The organism is Rhizocola hellebori (assembly GCF_016862955.1).
In the GTDB taxonomy this organism is placed as follows: Bacteria; Actinomycetota; Actinomycetes; order Mycobacteriales; family Micromonosporaceae; genus Rhizocola; species Rhizocola hellebori.
The window spans coordinates 91,943-109,886 of the sequence record NZ_BONY01000013.1; the positions used below are offsets into that span (position 1 = coordinate 91,943).

The 17,944-nt window shown below is 65.9% G+C and carries 15 protein-coding genes; 2 read left to right on the plus strand and 13 right to left on the minus strand.

Translation table 11 applies throughout. The features are described 5' to 3' along the window. Window positions 1-3 precede the first annotated feature (3 nt). Genes Rhe02_RS13015 through Rhe02_RS13030 form a run of 4 tightly spaced genes read right to left on the minus strand, consistent with a single transcriptional unit; the run spans window position 4 to window position 3,302 of the window. Window positions 4-744 (minus strand): zinc ribbon domain-containing protein, encoded by a 741-nt coding sequence (locus tag Rhe02_RS13015; RefSeq protein ID WP_203908429.1) that lies wholly within the window; start codon window positions 742-744, stop codon window positions 4-6. Continuing rightward, window positions 741-1,535 carry a Nif3-like dinuclear metal center hexameric protein gene (locus tag Rhe02_RS13020; RefSeq protein ID WP_203908507.1) on the minus strand — a complete coding sequence of 265 codons (795 nt, stop codon included), beginning with the start codon at window positions 1,533-1,535 and terminating at the stop codon, window positions 741-743. The genes Rhe02_RS13015 and Rhe02_RS13020 overlap by 4 nt, the downstream gene beginning before the upstream one ends. Window position 1,536: 1 nt before the next feature. After that, window positions 1,537-2,076 (minus strand): flavoprotein, encoded by a 540-nt coding sequence (locus Rhe02_RS13025; RefSeq protein ID WP_203908430.1) that lies wholly within the window; start codon window positions 2,074-2,076, stop codon window positions 1,537-1,539. Then, complete coding sequence (locus tag Rhe02_RS13030) at window positions 2,073-3,302, minus strand: helix-turn-helix domain-containing protein (protein WP_203908431.1); 1,230 nt, start codon at window positions 3,300-3,302, stop codon at window positions 2,073-2,075. The genes Rhe02_RS13025 and Rhe02_RS13030 overlap by 4 nt, the downstream gene beginning before the upstream one ends. 189 nt (window positions 3,303-3,491) lie before the next feature. Between Rhe02_RS13030 and Rhe02_RS13035 the strand changes: the two genes are divergently transcribed. Then, entirely contained in the window at window positions 3,492-4,097 is a 606-nt protein-coding gene (locus Rhe02_RS13035) for a bifunctional DNA primase/polymerase (RefSeq protein ID WP_373320627.1), read from the plus strand. Window positions 4,098-4,185: 88 nt separating this feature from the next. Here Rhe02_RS13035 and Rhe02_RS13040 read toward each other — a convergent pair whose 3' ends face one another. From Rhe02_RS13040 to Rhe02_RS13080, 9 genes are all read right to left on the minus strand, one after another. Continuing rightward, window positions 4,186-5,280, minus strand: coding sequence for a branched-chain amino acid aminotransferase (locus Rhe02_RS13040; RefSeq protein ID WP_203908433.1), 1,095 nt, complete (start codon window positions 5,278-5,280; stop codon window positions 4,186-4,188). A gap of 121 nt (window positions 5,281-5,401) precedes the next feature. Continuing rightward, a complete protein-coding gene (locus Rhe02_RS13045; RefSeq protein ID WP_203908434.1) occupies window positions 5,402-6,430 on the minus strand; it encodes a 3-isopropylmalate dehydrogenase in 1,029 nt (342 codons plus the stop codon). A gap of 44 nt (window positions 6,431-6,474) precedes the next feature. After that, on the minus strand, window positions 6,475-7,005 hold the full coding sequence (locus Rhe02_RS13050; protein WP_203908435.1) for a GNAT family N-acetyltransferase: 531 nt from the start codon (window positions 7,003-7,005) through the stop codon (window positions 6,475-6,477). 22 nt (window positions 7,006-7,027) lie between these two features. Further along, window positions 7,028-8,623 carry a phosphoglycerate dehydrogenase gene (serA, locus tag Rhe02_RS13055; protein ID WP_203908436.1) on the minus strand — a complete coding sequence of 532 codons (1,596 nt, stop codon included), beginning with the start codon at window positions 8,621-8,623 and terminating at the stop codon, window positions 7,028-7,030. Between the two features lie 123 nt (window positions 8,624-8,746). Then, window positions 8,747-9,958 (minus strand): mannosyl-3-phosphoglycerate synthase, encoded by a 1,212-nt coding sequence (mpgS, locus tag Rhe02_RS13060; protein WP_203908437.1) that lies wholly within the window; start codon window positions 9,956-9,958, stop codon window positions 8,747-8,749. 140 nt (window positions 9,959-10,098) lie between these two features. Further along, the gene (ilvC, locus tag Rhe02_RS13065) at window positions 10,099-11,112 is read right to left on the minus strand and encodes a ketol-acid reductoisomerase (RefSeq protein ID WP_203908438.1); all 1,014 of its coding nucleotides are present in this window, start codon (window positions 11,110-11,112) and stop codon (window positions 10,099-10,101) included. Between the two features lie 7 nt (window positions 11,113-11,119). Next, window positions 11,120-11,638: an acetolactate synthase small subunit gene (gene ilvN, locus Rhe02_RS13070; RefSeq protein WP_203908439.1), complete on the minus strand. Its 519-nt coding sequence runs from the start codon at window positions 11,636-11,638 to the stop codon at window positions 11,120-11,122. Window positions 11,639-11,642: 4 nt separating this feature from the next. Next, on the minus strand, window positions 11,643-13,469 hold the full coding sequence (locus Rhe02_RS13075; RefSeq protein WP_203908440.1) for an acetolactate synthase large subunit: 1,827 nt from the start codon (window positions 13,467-13,469) through the stop codon (window positions 11,643-11,645). Between the two features lie 169 nt (window positions 13,470-13,638). Beyond that, entirely contained in the window at window positions 13,639-15,828 is a 2,190-nt protein-coding gene (locus Rhe02_RS13080; protein ID WP_203908441.1) for a putative bifunctional diguanylate cyclase/phosphodiesterase, read from the minus strand. Window positions 15,829-16,091: 263 nt separating this feature from the next. Between Rhe02_RS13080 and ilvD the strand changes: the two genes are divergently transcribed. Continuing rightward, a complete protein-coding gene (ilvD, locus tag Rhe02_RS13085; protein WP_203908442.1) occupies window positions 16,092-17,939 on the plus strand; it encodes a dihydroxy-acid dehydratase in 1,848 nt (615 codons plus the stop codon). The last annotated feature ends 5 nt before the right edge of the window (window positions 17,940-17,944 follow it).

Genomic DNA, 17,944 nt, shown 5'->3' on the forward strand with positions numbered 1-17,944 from the left:
GCTCTACAGACCCGACTCCGCGGTGCGCACCATGATGCGGCGGCATTCCTCGCACCGCACCACCTCATCAGCAGCAGCGCTCCTGACCCGCGCCCGGTCGGCGCCGTAAAGCTCGAGACGGCAGCCTCCGCATTGGCCATGCCGCACCAGCGCCGCACCCAGCCCGCCGGACTGCTCCCGAATCTTGTCGTAGAGCTCCACCAGGTCGGCGGGAAGGTCAGCGATCAGCGGACGCCGAGACGTGATCTTCCACTCCTCCTCCTTGGCGATCTCGTTGAGGGTCAGATCGCGCTTGGCTTCCGTGGCCTCGCGCCTTTCCCTAGTCGAGGCGATCTTCGTGTCCACCGAGTCGAGGGCGGCCTGGGCGGCCTCGCGCTTTTCCATCAGCTCCAGCTCGGCGTCCTCCAATTCGGACTGACGCCGGGTCAGCGAGACGACCTCGTGTTCCAGCGCGGTCAGCTCCCGCGCCGGCAGGCGGCCGTCGACAAGCCGCTCGTTGTCACGGTTGCGACGCTGACGCACCGCGTCTACCTCGCGCTCGAACTTGGCGATATCGCGGTCGAGGTCGTCGACGTGGACCTCGGCCCGCGCCCGCTCATCCTCAAGCGCTCCGATGACCTTGATCAGGCCGGCGATCTCGGCAAGCTCAGGAAGGTTCTTCTTGCGATGAGCGAGCTGCTGCAGCGCGGTATCGATTGCCTGGACATCCAGCAGGCGCTGCTGATCTTTCGGGTCGGCCCTCATAGAGACCGATTATGCCCGTAAACGTGGAAACTCCAGGGGTCGGTGCGGGTCTGCGACACGAACGCCTCCAGGCCCGTCTCCTTGGTGAGCCAGGTGGTGACCTCGGCCACCCACGGCTGCTCGGTCGACCAGTGGCCCGCGTCGATGAGCGCGGGGCCGCCGGCGGCGAGGTGGTCGGTCACGCTGTGGTGCTTGAGGTCGCCGGTGAGATAGACATCGACCCCCAACTCGCGCGCTTGGGGCAGAAACTCCGCACCCGAGCCACCGCAGACCGCCACCAGGGTTATCCGCTGCGCCGGGTCGCCTGTCACGCGTACCCCCAAAGTGCCGGTAAGCAAAACGCGCGCGGCCATCTGGGCGAACTCGCGAAGCGGCATCTGCACCGGAAGCCGGCCCACCCTGCCATGCCCTCGGCCTTCGCCGGTGGGCAGCAGCGGCATCCGCCCGACAATCCCGAGCGCATCGGCCAGCGAGTCGCTCACCCCGGGCACGGCGACATCGGCGTTGGTGTGGGCCACATAGAGGGCGATGCCGCTTTCGATCAGATCGTGCACCACGCTGCCGGCCGGGGTGGTGGCCGCAACCGAGGAGACGCCGCTCAATAGCAGCGGGTGGTGCGCCACGATCAGGTCGGCACGCTGCTCGCGCGCCTCGGCCACGGTGGCCGCGGTGACGTCGACAACCCCTAAAACCCTGTTGACCGGTTGCTTGGGCCGCCCGGTCACCAGACCTACCCGATCCCACGGTTCAGCCCATTCCGGCGGGTACCGGGAATCAAGCAGCCCAATCACCTCATGCAGCAGGATCATCGGTCTCCAGCGCGTCCAGACCCAGGTGCCAGGGGAACAAGTGGCGCAAGCCCTCTCCCTCCCCGGGCGGGTGCAGTTTGATCACATCATCGCCATAGAGAACCTTAACTCCCCAGCTTCGCAGCTTGCCAAGGTTCTCCTGGAACACGGGATGCCTGGCCTGGAGATGGTTCGTGTAGGGCATGGCCACCACCGGCTTTCCCATCCCGTAGGCCTCGTTGATCAGACCCAGGGCCAGCGTGTCGGTGATCCCGGCCGCCCATTTGTTGACCGTATTGATGGTGGCCGGGGCGACGATGAACGCATCCGCCGCGGGCAGCACGTCCGGATCGCCGGGCTGCTTGTAGAAGCTGCGAACCGGGTGCCCGGTCTGTTCGGCGAGCGTGGGCACATCGACGAACTTACGTCCATCGGGAGTCGGCACCACGCAGACGTCGTACGACCTTTCCTGCGCCAACGCGACCAGTCGCCCGACATCGCGGGCGACTGGTGAGCCGCAACAAATTATGTAGAGAACCGTCAAACCCCAACACCCATCTGCTCGGCCAGATCGGCGATCGCGGTCGGCGGCGAACCCTTGGCCCGCCGCAGCACATCGCTCATCACCTCATGGGCGATCGGGCGGCAGCGAATCTCGGCCGGGGCCAGGTGATCGCATTCGAGCAACATCTCCCCCGCCTTGGTGATGTCGCCGATCTGAGCAAACCCCCGCGCCATGTCGATGAAATGATGCGCCCTCCGCTCGGGCATGAGATTGCGGAAGGCTTCGGGATCGATGGACTCGTGCACAGCGACAGCCACGCCGCCATCACCGAGCTCGACCGACGCCGCGGCCCTGTGCAGCAACACATTGGTCGGGCCGAAGCTTGTCCAGTAGTGGTTGAAATCGCCGCCAAGGCCTTGCGCCGCATCGTCTGCGGCGTTGAGCAGGTCTTGCATGGTGGCGCTGTCGCCAATACAGGACGCCGCCATGGCCCCTTGCAACAGCAGGAACCCGTAGACCGACAAGCGTTCCGGCGTGCCGGGCTCGGTCGCGTTCGGCGCCAGCCGGTTGGCGATGTTGACATTGACTTCCAGCGCCGACCGGTGACGACCCAACGCGCGCAACGCATTCGCGACCCTCGTGGTAGCGACCCCCGCCAACAGTTGATCCCCGGCGCGTTGCGAAACAGCGATAGATCGGTCGGCGGCAAGCCAGCCCAGGTCGAGCTCGCCCAGCCGGCGCATGGCCGACGAGGTGATCTGATAGACCTGGCCGAGCAGATGAGCCGCTTCCGGAGCGCCGTCAGTGCCGGCATATGCCGCGTCCGCCGCCTGCGCCTCGCGAAGCAGTTTGGGCAGCGATCGCGTCAGCACACCCCATTTCGCGTGTAATAGGGTTTGCCACGCATGAGCCGTTGCTTTGCGCATCTCCGCCAGGGGAGGCGGCTCGGGCGGCGCATAGAAGAACGCGCTTATCTGGTCGTAGCGCTCCAAAGCCGACCGGATCTCGGCGACCTCGATCTGATCAATGCAGTTGATGCTGTCCGGCCGCCTTTCCGGCTCCCGGCCCAGCAGCAGCTGAACGTCCACCTGCAGGACGTCAGCGATTTCGGAAGTGACAGAGAACTTGTCGAGACGGCGCACCCCACGCTCGACCTTGTCGACCCAGCTCTTGGACTTGCCAAGCCGGTCAGCGAAAACCTGTTGAGACATCTTTCGCCGGTTGCGCCAGTAGGCGACCCGCCGGCCTATCGGCAGCTCGTCCATCTCCCAGCCCTCCGATCGCACTGTCTGTGCGGTCTCTTTAGATGAGCATCCGTACCCTCAGGTGCAAGTTGCAAGTTGAAAATGCATATGGTCGATTGCGTTTACGGACTATTGCAGCGGTAAACGAAACATGAAGGCGAAAGTAACGCTCGCGATCGATGAGAGGGGATGAAAATCATGCTCTTACGAATGAGACTGCGAAACACTGCCAAGCGCCTTGCCGACCGTGGTTGGCCCGTTACTCCTGGATCGTATTTTAATGGTGTACGCATGGCCTGCGATCGGTCAACCTGTTGGGCGACCAGCTGCCACCCGCTGCTTCCCGACTGGGAATCCAATGAAGACTCCGCCGATTGGTGGGCCGAACGCCCCCATGCGGTGTTGCTGCGCACCGGCCGGATCTTCGATGTGATCGAGGTGCCGGGGCTGCTCGGGGCCAAGGTAAGCGGGGTCTTCGGCCCGATCGCGCTGCTGCCGAACCGCCGCTGGATGTTCTTCGTCCGAAGTGGATCAATGCTCCGGGCGGAGCTCGACCACCGTCTCGATATCGTCCAACACGGTGCCGGATCCTGGGTCCCCGCGCCTCCCACGCCGCTCGCCGAGGGCTCGGTGCGCTGGCACCTCTCCCCGCAACAGGTCGGCTGGAACCTTCCCCTCGCGACCGAAGTGCAGCAAGCGATGCTCACCGCACTGGTCGCGCTGGATGCGAGCTTTCTAGATCTCCCGCTCAACGCCAGGCCACGCGTCTTCGGACGACCGCCCACGGTGGAGACGGCGCTCAGGCGGGCCGCGTAGAGCTCCGACATGATAGACAACGTAGAGCTTCCGGCGGTGCACGTCGAGTCCCAATTCGGGGTCATACGATCGTCGGTTGCCCCAATGGTCAGATAACGGTTGTCCACCCGTAGTTGTCGGGAGCCCGGCCGTACTGAATGTCCACAAGCGACTGTCGCAACCCCTCGGTCACCGGACCGGTGCCGCCGTCGCCGAGGGTGAACTCGCCCTCCGCACTCTTCACCACCCCAATCGGAGTAAGCACCGCCGCCGTCCCGCAGGCGAAGGTCTCCACGATCTCACCCGACCGCGCCCCCTCGCGCCATTCCTCAATACTCACGGGCCGTTCACTCACGTCGCGGCCCTGCGCGCGAGCCAGCGTCATGATCGAGCTGCGGGTGATTCCGGGCAGGATGGAACCGTTGAGCTCTGGCGTAACGAGATTTCCGTCGCGTCCCACAAAGAAAATATTCATGCCACCGAGCTCGTCTATGAATCGGCGATGCACGGCGTCGAGATACACCACCTGGTCGCAGCCGAGCTCCATGGCCTGCGCCTGTGCGGCCAGACCGGCCGCGTAGTTGCCGCCGCACTTGGCCGCGCCTGTGCCGCCCGGAGCGGCGCGCGTGTATTCATCGGACACCCAGAGCGTCACCGGCTTGAGGCCACCGGAGAAGTAGGGCCCGACCGGAGAAGCGATGAGCACGTACAGGTACTCACGGGCCGGCCGCACCCCGAGGAAGACCTCGCTGGCGATCTGGAACGGCCGCAGGTAAAGGCTCGCCTCCGGGCTGGACGGGGTCCAGTCGCGGTCGACGTCGACCAGCTGGCGGATCGAGTCGAGGAAAAGCTCCTCGGGCAGCGGGGCCATCGCCATCCGCTTGGCCGACTCGACAAACCGGCGCGCGTTCGCGTCGGCGCGGAAGAGCCCGAGCTGACCATCGGCACGGCGGTAGGCCTTTAAACCCTCAAAAATTTCCTGCGCATAATGAAGGACCGCGGTCGCCGGGTCCATCGGAATCGGGGCCCGCGGCTCGATCCGGGCGTCATACCAGCCCTTGCCCTCCACGTACCGAATGGTCGCCATGTGGTCGGTGAAGACCCGCCCGAAACCGGGGTTGACCAGCAGCGCTTCGCGCTCGGTGGCCGTTACCGGCTGAGGGTTTCTGTGGATCTCGAAGTCGATCATGCCACCGCCGTTCATGCGCGCTGCCCTCCACGTTTCTCATAGCTTGGGAAAAACTTACCTCTAACGAGCGTTCACCCATAGGCCGAAACGTGAGGCGGGCTCTGCACCGAGCCCCTACGGCTCGGCGCAGGGCAGATCAACTTACGAGTACGGCTACCCGGTCGCCCACCTCTGCCGTGCGGATCGGCTCGCCCGGCACCCGGCCGGCCAGCTCGGTCGCGACGGCTTCTTCAACCTTGCGGGCCGCGTCGATGTGTCCCAGGTTCTCCAGGCACAGTCCGACGGAGAGGATGGCCGCGATCGGGTCAGCTTTGCCCAGCCCCGCGATGTCCGGCGCGGAACCGTGGACGGGCTCGAACATCGACGGGTAGTCGCCCGTCGGGTTGATGCAGCCGCTGGCAGCAAGCCCGATGCCGCCGGTGACGGCGGCGGCGATATCGGTCAGGATGTCGCCAAAGAGATTGTCCGTCACAATCACGTCGTAGCGCTGCGGGTTGGTCACCATGAACATCGCCGCCGCGTCAACGTGCTGGTATTCGGTAACGACGTCGGGGAAGTCCCGCCCGACGTCGGCGAAGGTGCGGGCCCACAGGCCGCCGGCATGGGTGAGGACATTGGTCTTGTGGACCATCGTCACCTTGCGCCGGGCGCGCTGACGGGCGCGAGCGTAGGCGTCGCGGATGACCCGCTCCACCCCGTAACGCGTGTTGAGGCTCTCCTCGGTGGCCACCTCGGCGGCGGTGCCCTTGTGCAGCACGCCACCCGCACCGGTGTAGAGGCCCTCGGTGCCCTCGCGCACCACGACAAAGTCGATCTCGCCTGGCTTCACGGTGGCCAGCGGGCCGGATGTTCCGGGCCACAGCCGCGACGGGCGCAGGTTCACGTACTGGTCGAAGTCGAAGCGCAGCTTGAGAAGCAGCCCGCGCTCGAGCACGCCGGGCGGGACCGTCGGGTCGCCCACGGCGCCGAGCAGGATGGCATCGTGCTGGGCCAGCTCATCGCGGACCGAGTCGGGCAGCACCTCGCCGGTGCGGTGATACCGCGCCGCGCCGAGGTCGTAGTCGACCAGCTGGACCCCATCGAGGACGGCATTGAGAACCTTGATTCCCTCGGCCACCACTTCGGGTCCGATTCCGTCGCCACCCACCACCGCGATACTCGTCACCCGAAACACGTTAGACCGCCGTCCTATAGAACGGTAACAACGGTCTACATATTGGGAAGGCGGTTATCCCCGACCAGCCGCCCGCTGCGGATCAGCGGACGCCTTGCCAGCCCTGTTTTCGCAGCTTCTGAGGTTGGTTTCAGCGGGTTGGGCCGCACGAACAACGTCACCGTGACCTGTGCCGTGAAGCCGGTGTGCTCCATTAGCGTCGCACTGGCCGTATTCGAGGACTCGACATCGGTGACGACACGGCTTGCCCCAGAAGCAAATAGCTTCTCGCAACAGGTGTCCACGAGCCGCCGCGCGATTCCCCGCCCCTGATACGCAGGATCGACGGCAATCCATTCCAGATAGGCCCAGTCGTCGCGCAGCTCGAACTCCATGGAGCCGAGCACGAAACCGATGACCCGCTCGGCATCCAGCGCCACCCAGCACGAGCTGTCCCTGGTGTCCAGATGCTCGGCGACCGTGGTCAGCGACCACGAGGTGTAGGGCTTGGTGTTCACATCGAAGACGGAAAAGCCGAGGTCGAGCACCTGACGCAGGTGCTCGACCTCGAGCGGAACGATTTCCACACCACCAAGTGTGGACGACGGATCAGACTTCGTCGGTCAGATCCACCGTGCTGGCAGCGGTGGCGCCGATCCGGCTGGCGGCCTCGGCAAGCAGCTCGGCTGAGACCGGCGAGTCGACGGTCAGCGTCATCAGCGCCTCGCCACCGGCCTGGAGCCGGGAAACCTGCATGGCGGCGATGTTGACCCCGATCTCGCCCAGGACCGTGCCGATCGTGCCGACGACGCCCGGCCGGTCGGAGTACCGGAAGAAAAGCAAAACACCATCGGCATCGAGCTCAAGGTCGAAGTCATCGAGCGAGGTGAGCTTGAGCCGCTCAGAAACCCCTTGCGAGACAAGCGAACCCGAGACACTTACGGTGCGGCCGTCGGGCAGCGCTCCGCGCACGGTGACCAGATTCTTCTGGTCCTCCACGTCGGCAATGCTGACCAGCTCCACCTCGACCCCACGGTCGGCGGCGAGCATCGGCGCGTTGACATACGTCACCTGCTCCTCCACCACCGTGTTGAAGATGCCCTTGGTGGCCGCGAGCTTGAGCACCGAAACGTCCTGCGGGACGCCGCGCACCTCGACGGTGACGCTGGCGGCCACGCCGCCGGCCACCGCCGTGAAGACCTTGCCCAGCTTCTCCGCCAGCGGCAGCAGCGGGCGCACCTCCTCGGCCACCACCCCGCCGGCCTGCACGTTGACGGCGTCGGGCACGAACTCGCCCTGCAGCGCCAGCTTCACGCTCTTGGCAACGGCCAGCCCGGCCTTGTCTTGCGCCTCGTGGGTGGAGGCGCCCAGGTGCGGGGTAGCCACCACGTTGTCGAACTTGAACAGCGGCGAATCCGTGCACGGCTCCTTGACATAAACATCGATGCCCGCGCCCGCCACGCGACCCTCAGCGAGGGCTTCCGCCAGAGCGATCTCGTCCACCACTCCGCCACGCGCGGCGTTGATGATGCGCACCTCGGGCTTGACCAGCTGAAGCTCCTTGGCCCCGATCAGGCCACCGGTCTCGGAGGTCTTGGGCGCGTGGATGGAAATGAAGTCGCTCTCCCGCAGCAGCTCCTCCAACCCCACCAGGCGCACCCCGAGCTGGGCGGCGCGGGCGGGCTGGATGTAGGGGTCGTAGGCGATCAGCCTGGTGCCGAAGGCGGCGATGCGCTGGGCGAACAGGGTGCCGATGCGCCCGAGGCCGACCACGCCGACCGTCTTGCCCTGCAGCTCAACGCCGGTGTAGCGAGACCGCTTCCACTCCCCGTTCTTCAGCGAGGCGCTGGCCGAGGCCGTGTTGCGCGCGACCGCGAGCAGCAGCGCGATGGCCTGCTCGGCCGCGGAGACGATGTTGGAGGTGGGAGCGTTCACCACCATGACGCCGCGCGCGGTAGCCGCGGCGACCTCGACGTTGTCCAGCCCGACCCCGGCGCGGGCCACCACCTTGAGGCGTGGCGCGGCGGCGATCGCCTCGGCGTCGATCTGGGTCGCACTGCGCACAATCACCGCATCGGCCTCGCCGAGCGCGGACAGCAGGGCGGCCCGGTCGGTGCCGTCAACGTGGCGGACATCGAAGTCATGGGCCAGCACATCAAGTGCGGCCGGGGCCAGTTCTTCGGCTATGAGAACAACGGGAGTCACAGGCTTTGCCTCACGTTTGGAAGAGTCGAGGACAGCGCGGCGCGGCCACAATGCCGAGCCCTATTGGGAACAGGGTAGCGGTCTATTCACCCTGGAAGGACGACAGGCACCGCGTGACCGTCCTCACGTGCGCTGTAGCGGTGTGACCGTCCTTACCCGCGCGGGTAGTCGTTGTACCACCTGTTTGAAGGTCTCCGACTCACACGTGATGGCGTCATAGAGCCGGTCAAGGGCAAGCGTGCCGACCGCCGGGTAGATCCTTTCCCGGGGCGGCGACTGATCGCCAAGAAACTCGACAATCTGCTCCTTAAGACCCGGTGGGCAGATCTCCGAGTGATAAATCACGTTCAGTGCCTGGGTACGCATCGAGGTGACGTGGTCGTCGCCCTTGTTGTCGTGGAAGTGGGGATTGCGACTCTCCACTTGCCACACCTCGACCCCCTGCCCCATCACTTCGGCATGCCGGGTCGGCAGCACCCCACCGAACTGTTCGAACAGCTCGACGAAATGAAACGGCTCAACCGCGAAACCGCCGGCCATGCGCATTCGCATGCCCAGCTCGAGGCTGATCGCGTGTTCTCCGGCATTGCCGGTCACCACCGCGTCTGTCCCGAAACCCGAGTATTCGGCCAGGAGCCGGTTGAGGAACTGGTTGGTGACTTCCGAGCTGCGCCCCCGGCGGCTGAAGAATAGTTTGTTGTCACGCACTTTGGGCTTGGAATGCCAGCTGATACGCACCATGGCATAGGGGCTCGGGGTCATCGCCAGCCCGGCGGCATAGACCTTGCAGTATTCGTGGACGGCGCCCGGCACGTAGTTGTCCGAGTCGATATAACCGACGTACCGGCGGCTCGTCATGGCGGCCAGCGCCATCCCCACCAGCATGGCCTCACCCTTGCCGTGATGGACCAGACCGGCGTCGTCGAGAAGCTCGGGCATGCCCGCCGATTTGAACGAAGCGGCCAGGCCCGGATCACGTTGGTGCACCGCCAAAGCGGGCCGGTCGGCCAGCCGGCAGAACTGCTCCAGCGCACCGATCTCCAGGTCATAGCGGTCGACCGGGCTACGGTCGCTATTGGACACCAAAATGATCAGACAGTCGTGCGGAATGCCCGACAACACACCTTCGATGACCCGCCGCGACTCGTTCATGCACGGCACCACGATGGCCAGCTCTCGCTCTATGTCCTGCAACGCTTCGCGAGAGATGACCCGGGACGGGCCAGGCTGATCATCGTAGGTGCGCGCGCCGCAGTCGATCTCAATTACGCGCTGTAGCTCATTGATACGCACAGCGCCAAAACGCTCGGTGCGATACGGATACTCCAAACGCATGGCTGGAAGGTACCCGAACAGATCGTGGACGCGTCGCCCCTAAGGCTGAGAAAACGCTGGCATTAACACAAAGTAACCGCGCGATACCGAAGGGATCACCTTCGATACCGCGCGGTTTCTTGTTCCACCGACTTTTTGCGTCAGGCGGTCTCTGTGATGGGCCTGTCCACCCAGCTCATCATCGAGCGCAGCTTGCTGCCTGTGGCCTCGATCGGGTGTACCGCGCCCTGCTCCTGAAGCTTGCTGAAGTTCGGCCGGCCCGCGTCGTCCTCGGCCACCCACTCGCGGGCGAAGTCACCGTTCTGGATCTCGCCGAGGATGCGCTTCATCTCCTCCTTGACGCGCGCGTCGACCACGCGCGGGCCACGGGTCACGTCGCCGTACTCGGCCGTGTCCGAGACGCTGTAACGCATCCGGGCGATGCCGCCTTCGTACATGAGATCGACGATGAGCTTCAGCTCGTGCAGGCACTCGAAATAGGCAACCTCGGGCGCGTAGCCCGCCTCGGTGAGAACCTCGAAACCGGTCTGCACCAACGCTGTCGCGCCGCCACAGAGCACCGCCTGCTCGCCGAAGAGATCGGTCTCGGTCTCCTCCTTGAACGTGGTCTGGATGACCCCGGCCCGGGTGCCGCCAATGGCCTTCGCATAGGACAGCGCCAGGGCGAGCGCGCCGCCCGTCGGATCCTGCTCGATGGCGACCAGACAGGGCACGCCCTTGCCGTCCACGAACTGGCGGCGCACCAGATGCCCCGGGCCCTTCGGCGCGACCATGGCGACGTCCACATCGGATGGAGGCTCGATCAGCCCGTACCGGATGTTGAACCCGTGCCCGAAGAAGATCGCCTTGCCGGCGGTCAGGTTCGGCGCGATGTCGGCGGCGTAGATGTGCCGCTGAGCCGTGTCCGGGGCGAGAATCATGATGACGTCGGCCTCGGCCGCCGCCTCCGCCGGGGTGACCACCCGCAGCCCCTGCTCCTGCGCCTTGACGCGCCCCTTGGACTCGGGCCGCAGCCCGACCCGGACATCCACTCCGGAGTCCCGTAGCGACAACGCGTGCGCATGACCCTGGCTGCCATAGCCGATTACGGCCACCTTGCGGCCCTGGATCACCGACAGATCGGCGTCGTCGTCATAGAAAATCTCAACCATCATGAACCTTTCAGGCAGCCACTCGTAGAGCTGGACTAGCGGTAATTGCTCGTGAGCCACGCCCGATCGCGACCAGGCCTGACTGCACCATTTCCTTGATTCCGTAGGGCTCCAGATCGCGCAGCAGCGCGTCCAGCTTCTCCGCCGTCCCGGTCGCCTCGATGGTCAGCGCGTCGGGCGCGACATCGACCACGCGGGCCCGAAACAGCGCGACCGTCTCCAGCACCTGCGAGCGCAGCGGACGGTCCGCCCGCACCTTCACCAGAAGCAGCTCGCGCTGCACCGAGACCGCAGGCTCCAGCTCGACGATCTTCAGCACGTTCACCAGCTTGTTGAGCTGCTTGGTGACCTGTTCGAGCGGCTGGTCCTCGGCGTTGACGACCACCGTGATCCGGGAGACCTCCGGGTGCTCGGTCTCGCCCACCGCGAGCGAGTCAATGTTGAACCCGCGCCGCGAGAACAGCCCCGCGACACGCGCCAGCACACCCGGCTTGTTTTCCACCAGAACCGAAAGCGTGTGTTTGGCCATTGGATTACAGCTCATCCTCGTCGAAGACGGGGCGCACGCCCCGAGCGAACATGATTTCGTCGTTGCTGGTGCCCGCGGCGACCATCGGCCACACCATGGCGTCCTTGCCCACCACGAAGTCCACCACCACCGGCATATCGTTGATCTCCATCGCCGCCTTGATCGTAGCGTCCACGTCAGCGGTGGACTCGCAGCGCATCCCCACGCAGCCAAGCGCTTCCGCCAGCTTCACGAAATCTGGGATGCGGTGCTTGTGCGTGCCGAGGTCGGTGTTGGAGTAACGCTCGTTGTAGAACAGCGTCTGCCACTGCCGCACCATGCCCAGGTTGCCGTTGTTGATGACGGCCACCTTGATGGGAATCCCTTCCAGGGCACAGGTTGCCAGCTCCTGGTTGGTCATCTGGAAACATCCATCACCGTCGATGGCCCACACCGTTGTCCCCGGCTTGGCCACCTTCGCGCCCATGGCCGCCGGCACGGCGTACCCCATCGTGCCCAGCCCGCCCGAGTTCAGCCAGGTCGCCGGGTTCTCGTATTTGATGAACTGGCTGGCCCACATCTGATGCTGGCCCACCCCGGCGCAGTAGATGGCATCCGGGCCCGCGATGGCGCCCAGGCGCTGGATCACATATTGCGGCGCCAGCGTCCCATCGACAGGATCTTCCCATCCCATCGGGTACCGCGCGCGAAGATCGTTCAGTGTCTGCCACCAGTCCGCATACCGGCCTTCAAAACTCGGCCCCAGCGTCGTGATCAGTTCTTCGATCACATGCTTGGCGTCGCCCACGATCGGCACGTCCGCGTGGCGGTTCTTGCCGATCTCGGCCGGGTCGATGTCGGCGTGGATGACATGCGCGTCAGGGGCGAAGGTGTCCAGCTTTCCGGTGACCCGGTCGTCGAAACGCGCGCCCAGGGTGATGAGCAAATCGCTGCGCTGCAACGCATACACGGCCGGAACCGTGCCGTGCATGCCCGGCATCCCCAGGTGTTGCGGATGTGAGTCCGGGAAGGCGCCGCGGGCCATCAGCGTGGTCACCACGGGGATTCCGGTCAGCTCGGCCAGCTTGCGCAAAACCTCGGTCGCGTGCGCCTTCAGGACGCCCCCGCCCACATAGAGCACCGGGCGCTTGGAGGCCTGAATCAGGCGGGCCGCCTCCCGGATCTGCTTGCCGTGTGGGTGAAGGGTCGGCCTGTACCCGGGAAGGTCAAGCGTCACCGGCCAGCTGAACGTGGTCTGGGCCTGAAGGATGTCCTTCGGGATGTCGACCAGCACCGGGCCTGGGCGGCCGGTCGAAGCGAGATGGAAGGCCTCCGCGATCGTGCGCGGGATGTCCGCCGCGGATCGCACGAGAAAGTTGTGTTTGGTCACGGGAAGCGTGATGCCCTGGATATCGGCTTCCTGAAAGGCATCCGTGCCGATCGAGGCACTGGCCACCTGACCCGTGATGGCCACCATGGCCACCGAGTCCATATAGGCGTCGGCGATCGGCGTCACCAGGTTGGTCGCGCCCGGCCCGGAGGTGGCCATGCAGACGCCGACCTTTCCGCTCGCCTGCGCGTAGCCGGTCGCGGCGTGGCCGGCACCCTGCTCGTGCCGGACCAGGATGTGGCGCACCTTGGAGTCGAAGAGCGGGTCGTAGGCGGGCAGCACCGCGCCGCCCGGGATGCCGAAAATCACCTCCACCTCAAGCGCCTCAAGCGACTTGACGAGGCTCTGCGCCCCGGTCACGCTGACCGGCGCCGTGTCTACTGCCGCCGGCTTGGTGGCCGCAGCCGCGGCGCGCTGTTTCTCTAACGCGTGCGCGAGTGTCTCAGGACTTGGTCTCGTCATTGTTTGATCACACCCTCTGCAGAATCCCAGCCAACAAAAAAGCCCTCGTGCGTCAATCGCACGGGGCTGGCGCGCTCTCCACTAGCTAAGAGAGCGCGCTCAAATAAGTACTCGGCCGGCTGGCGTGAACCGCGACATGTGGCCAGCTTGACGCATCTCAGAGCCTGAGTCAACTGCTCCCGGATGGTGAGACGGCGGTGTCGTGCCGCAGCGGCGGCATGGAGACCAGCATCGCTTCCAGGTGCTCCGCCGGAACCCCACGCCCGAAGAGAAAACCCTGGCCGAACTGGCAACCGGTCTCGGCGACGAGCCGGTGGTGGGCCTGATCGCTGATGCCCTCGGCGATGACCTGAAGCCCCAGCCGCTTGCCTATCCGGGCCGCGACGTCGACCAGGGCGACATCGCCGACCAGTTCCTGATCGATCTTGAGGATGTCGACCGGGATCTGGCGCAGCTGGCCGAGGGAGGAATACCCGGCCCCGAAGTCGTCCAGCGCGATGCGCACCCCGAGCGCGCGCAGCGCCGCGAGCACCCTGCGGAACTCGACCACGTCCACGGCGACCGCATGTTCGGTGACTTCGAGCACGAGCCGTGAAGGCGGCACATTGTGTGCCCGCAACACATCCCGCACCCGGGCCAGATAATCGGCCGAATGCAGCTCACGCGGCGACACATTGACCGAGACCCACACGTCGTGCCCGTCGGTCACCCAGCGCGAAAGCTGGCGGCAGGCCTGATGCAGGACCCAGGCGCCGAGCGCCTCGATCTGGCCCGTCTCCTCGGCGATCGGGATGAACTCACCCGGGCTGACCGACCCGAGATCGGGATGGTTCCACCGCAGCAAGGCCTCCGCCCCCACCGGACGCACCTGCGGAAGCGCCACCACCGGCTGGAAGGCGAGCGTGAGCTGCTTCTTGTCGATCGCGTGGCGCAGCTCGTGCTCGATCGTGCTGCGCCTTCGAAGCGTGCGGTCGAAGCTCTCGTCGTAGAGCTCGACCCGGTTCTTGCCGTTGAGCTTGGCGGCGCGCTGGGCCAGGTCGGCGTTGCGCAGCAGCGAGTGAATGCTGTCCGCGCTGGCGCACCCGGCCAGGCCGAGGCTGGCGGACAGGTAGATCGCGCTGCCGCCTTGGTAGTAGGGCTGTTTGAGCACCGCGAGCAGGCGCTCGGCCACCCGCTTGGCGTCCGCGGGGCGGCCCCACATCAGCACGGCGAACTCGTCGCCGCCCAGCCGGGCCGCCAGATCTCCGGGGCGCAGGTTCAGCCTCAACCGCTGCCCCACCTCGATCAGCACGGCGTCGCCGGCATCATGGCCGCGCACGTCATTGACGTTCTTAAACCCATCGAGGTCCAGGGTGAGCAGCACACAAGCCGCGCCCGAGGTCGCGTCCTGGTAGAGCGCCCGTAGCAAACCGCGCCGGTTGGCCAAGGCCGTCAGTGGATCGGTGTGCGCAAGCTCCCGATAGTGCGACTCGCTCTCGGCCAGCTGCTTGTGCGCCAGGCGCAGATCGACGAAGGCCAGATATTGCCGGCCGACCAGGAAGAAACCGTTGCTGATCCCGACGATCGCGGTGACGACGTCGATCCCGCCACCGCTCGCGTAGCCGGTGATCGCCACGGCCGAGATCGCCAGCACCGGCGCCAGCGCGGTGGCCAGACCCGAACTCGGCGACTGCGAATCCTGCCGCAGCACCTCGCCCTGGGCGGGAATCGGGCCGCGCCGCTTCCAGATGAACGCGCCCGCCGGAACCATCACCGCCCCGACCAGCAGGAGCTGGATTTCGTGATAGCACGCCGAACCCGCCACCAGCGTCATGCCACCGGTCATCAGCGCAGCGGCCACACACCGCCGGACGATCTGCCTGCGCGCCACGTGCGAGCGGAAGAAGATCACTGCGGCCAGCCCGAGCACAACGGCCGCCAGGGCTGAGGCGACCATCACCGGTACACAGGAACCCTGAACCGGATGATGGCCAGACTTGTCGGGCTTGAGCACGATCACCCAGAGCGGAACAAAGATGCCCGACGCCACGGTGGCCGCTTCCAGCATGAGCCGCATCCGGGCCCCCGGCCCCACCACCCGGTCACACAGCTCCAGCAGCACCGCGACCAATAGCAGTGAGGCGATCGACGCGGGCAGCCCGAACAACATCCCGGCCAAATAGCGCGAGGTGATCGAGTGCTCCCAGCCGGCCGACCAAGATCGAGTGATGAGCAGCGCGACAACCCCGCCGATCCCCCAAATCACGAGGACGCCGCCGCTCAGTGGAAGCCGCCGCTGCCGGATCATCGACCACAGCGAGGGCACCGCGGAAAAAACGCCGATTATCACGGCGATCGTGAGCACCAGGGGGAGGTCCACGCACTAACTGTGCCTGACAGCAATACCCAAAGCGAGACAGGATGTGCGATAACTCTGGCACATGCGAAGCAATGTGCGGCAGATCGCCCATTAGAGGCAGTGCCATCCTAAGCCTGATCTTGGCAACCTTGGGCCGCCAAGATCATCAAGGATGACACCGCCGGCGATCTGCAATCCCCACGCATGCGAAGTAGTCGTCCCATTGAGTGGACCTATAGCGCTTGAAATGGGCCGCTGCGGGTTTGAGTGCCACACTTGCTGGCATGCCAGTGTTGCGTTCCCGGACCTCCACGCACGGCCGGACCATGGCCGGAGCCCGCGCGCTGTGGCGCGCCACCGGAATGACGGATGACGATTTCGGCAAGCCGATTGTCGCGATCGCCAACAGCTATACGCAGTTCGTCCCCGGCCACGTCCACCTTAAGGACCTAGGCGACCTGGTATCTAAAGCAATTTTTGAGAGCGGCGGCATCGGCCGCGAGTTCAACACGATCGCGGTCGATGACGGCATCGCGATGGGTCATGGCGGCATGCTCTATTCGCTGCCGAGCCGTGAGCTGATCGCCGACGCGGTCGAGTACATGGTGAACGCGCACTGCGCCGACGCCCTCGTCTGCATCTCGAACTGCGACAAGATCACGCCGGGCATGCTGCTGGCCGCGCTGCGCCTCAACATCCCCACCGTGTTCGTCTCCGGGGGCCCGATGGAGGCCGGCAAGACCGTGTCCGTCGACGGCGTGGTGCACCAGAAACTCGATCTCATCGATGCGATGATCGCCGCTTCCACCGACTCGGTCAGCGACGAGCAGCTGGGCCAGATCGAGCGCTCCGCCTGCCCGACCTGCGGCTCGTGCTCGGGCATGTTCACCGCCAACTCGATGAACTGCCTCACCGAGGCGATCGGGCTTTCCTTGCCCGGCAACGGTTCCACCCTCGCCACCCACGCCTCCCGCCAGGGCCTGTTCGAGTGGGCCGGCCACCTCATCGTGGACCTGTGCCGCCGCTACTACGAGGGCGACGACGAATCCGTTCTGCCCAAGGCGATCGCGTCGCGCGAGGCCTTCGAGAACGCGGTCGCGCTCGACGTGGCGATGGGCGGCTCGACCAACACCGTGTTGCACCTGCTGGCCGCCGCCCGTGAGGCCGAGCTCGACTTCGGCGTCTCCGACATCGACGCCATCTCACGCCGTGTTCCCTGCCTGGCCAAGGTGGCGCCCAACAGCCAGAAGTACCACATGGAAGACGTCCACCGGGCCGGCGGCATCCCGGCCATCCTGGGCGAGCTTGACCGCGGCGGCCTGCTCCACCGCGGCGTGCACTCCGTGCACGCACCCACCCTGCAACAGTGGCTCGCCGACTGGGACATCCGCGGCGGCACCGCCAAACCCGAAGCGCTGCAACTGTTCCACGCCGCCCCCGGCGGTGTGCGCACCACCCAGCCCTTCAGCACCACCAATGTGTGGTCCAGTTTGGACACCGATGCCGCCGACGGCTGCATCCGCGACGTCGCCAACGCCTATTCGGCCGACGGCGGCCTGGCGATCCTGCACGGCAACATCGCCCCCGAGGGCTGCGTCGTCAAAACGGCCGGTGTTCCCGAGGAATGCCTGCGCTTCACCGGCCCCGCCCGCGTCTTCGAGTCGCAGGAGGACGCCGTCACCGCCATCCTCAACAAGGTCGTCGTCGAAGGCGACGTGGTGGTCATCCGTTACGAGGGCCCCCGCGGCGGCCCCGGCATGCAGGAAATGCTCTACCCCACCTCGTTCCTCAAGGGCCGCGGCCTGGGCCGTGCCTGCGCCCTCATCACCGACGGCCGTTTCTCCGGCGGCACCAGCGGCCTGTCCATCGGCCACGTCTCCCCCGAAGCGGCAGGCGGCGGCCTCATCGCCCTCGTCGAGGACGGCGATCCCATCGTCATCGACATACCCGCCCGCTCCATATCCCTCGACGTCTCAGCCGCCACCCTCGACGAACGCCGCATCGCCCAGGAAAAGCGCGACAAGCCCTACACCCCGCGCGACCGCCAGCGCCCGGTCAGCGCCGCGCTGCGCGCCTACGCCTCCATGGCCACCAGCGCCTCCGACGGCGCCTACCGCCGAGTCCCCGACTGAGCCAA

What these genes read in the sequence shown, in the direction of transcription:
- Rhe02_RS13015 (WP_203908429.1), bottom strand. Translation starts at nt 744, where the DNA reads ATGAGGGCCGACCCGAAAGATCAGCAGCGCCTGCTGGATGTCCAGGCA.
- Rhe02_RS13030 (WP_203908431.1), bottom strand. Translation starts at nt 3,302, where the DNA reads ATGGACGAGCTGCCGATAGGCCGGCGGGTCGCCTACTGGCGCAACCGG.
- Rhe02_RS13035 (WP_373320627.1), top strand. Translation starts at nt 3,492, where the DNA reads ATGAGACTGCGAAACACTGCCAAGCGCCTTGCCGACCGTGGTTGGCCC.
- Rhe02_RS13040 (WP_203908433.1), bottom strand. Translation starts at nt 5,280, where the DNA reads ATGAACGGCGGTGGCATGATCGACTTCGAGATCCACAGAAACCCTCAG.
- mpgS (WP_203908437.1), bottom strand. Translation starts at nt 9,958, where the DNA reads ATGCGTTTGGAGTATCCGTATCGCACCGAGCGTTTTGGCGCTGTGCGT.
- ilvC (WP_203908438.1), bottom strand. Translation starts at nt 11,112, where the DNA reads ATGATGGTTGAGATTTTCTATGACGACGACGCCGATCTGTCGGTGATC.
- ilvN (WP_203908439.1), bottom strand. Translation starts at nt 11,638, where the DNA reads ATGGCCAAACACACGCTTTCGGTTCTGGTGGAAAACAAGCCGGGTGTG.
- Rhe02_RS13075 (WP_203908440.1), bottom strand. Translation starts at nt 13,469, where the DNA reads ATGACGAGACCAAGTCCTGAGACACTCGCGCACGCGTTAGAGAAACAG.
- ilvD (WP_203908442.1), top strand. Translation starts at nt 16,092, where the DNA reads ATGCCAGTGTTGCGTTCCCGGACCTCCACGCACGGCCGGACCATGGCC.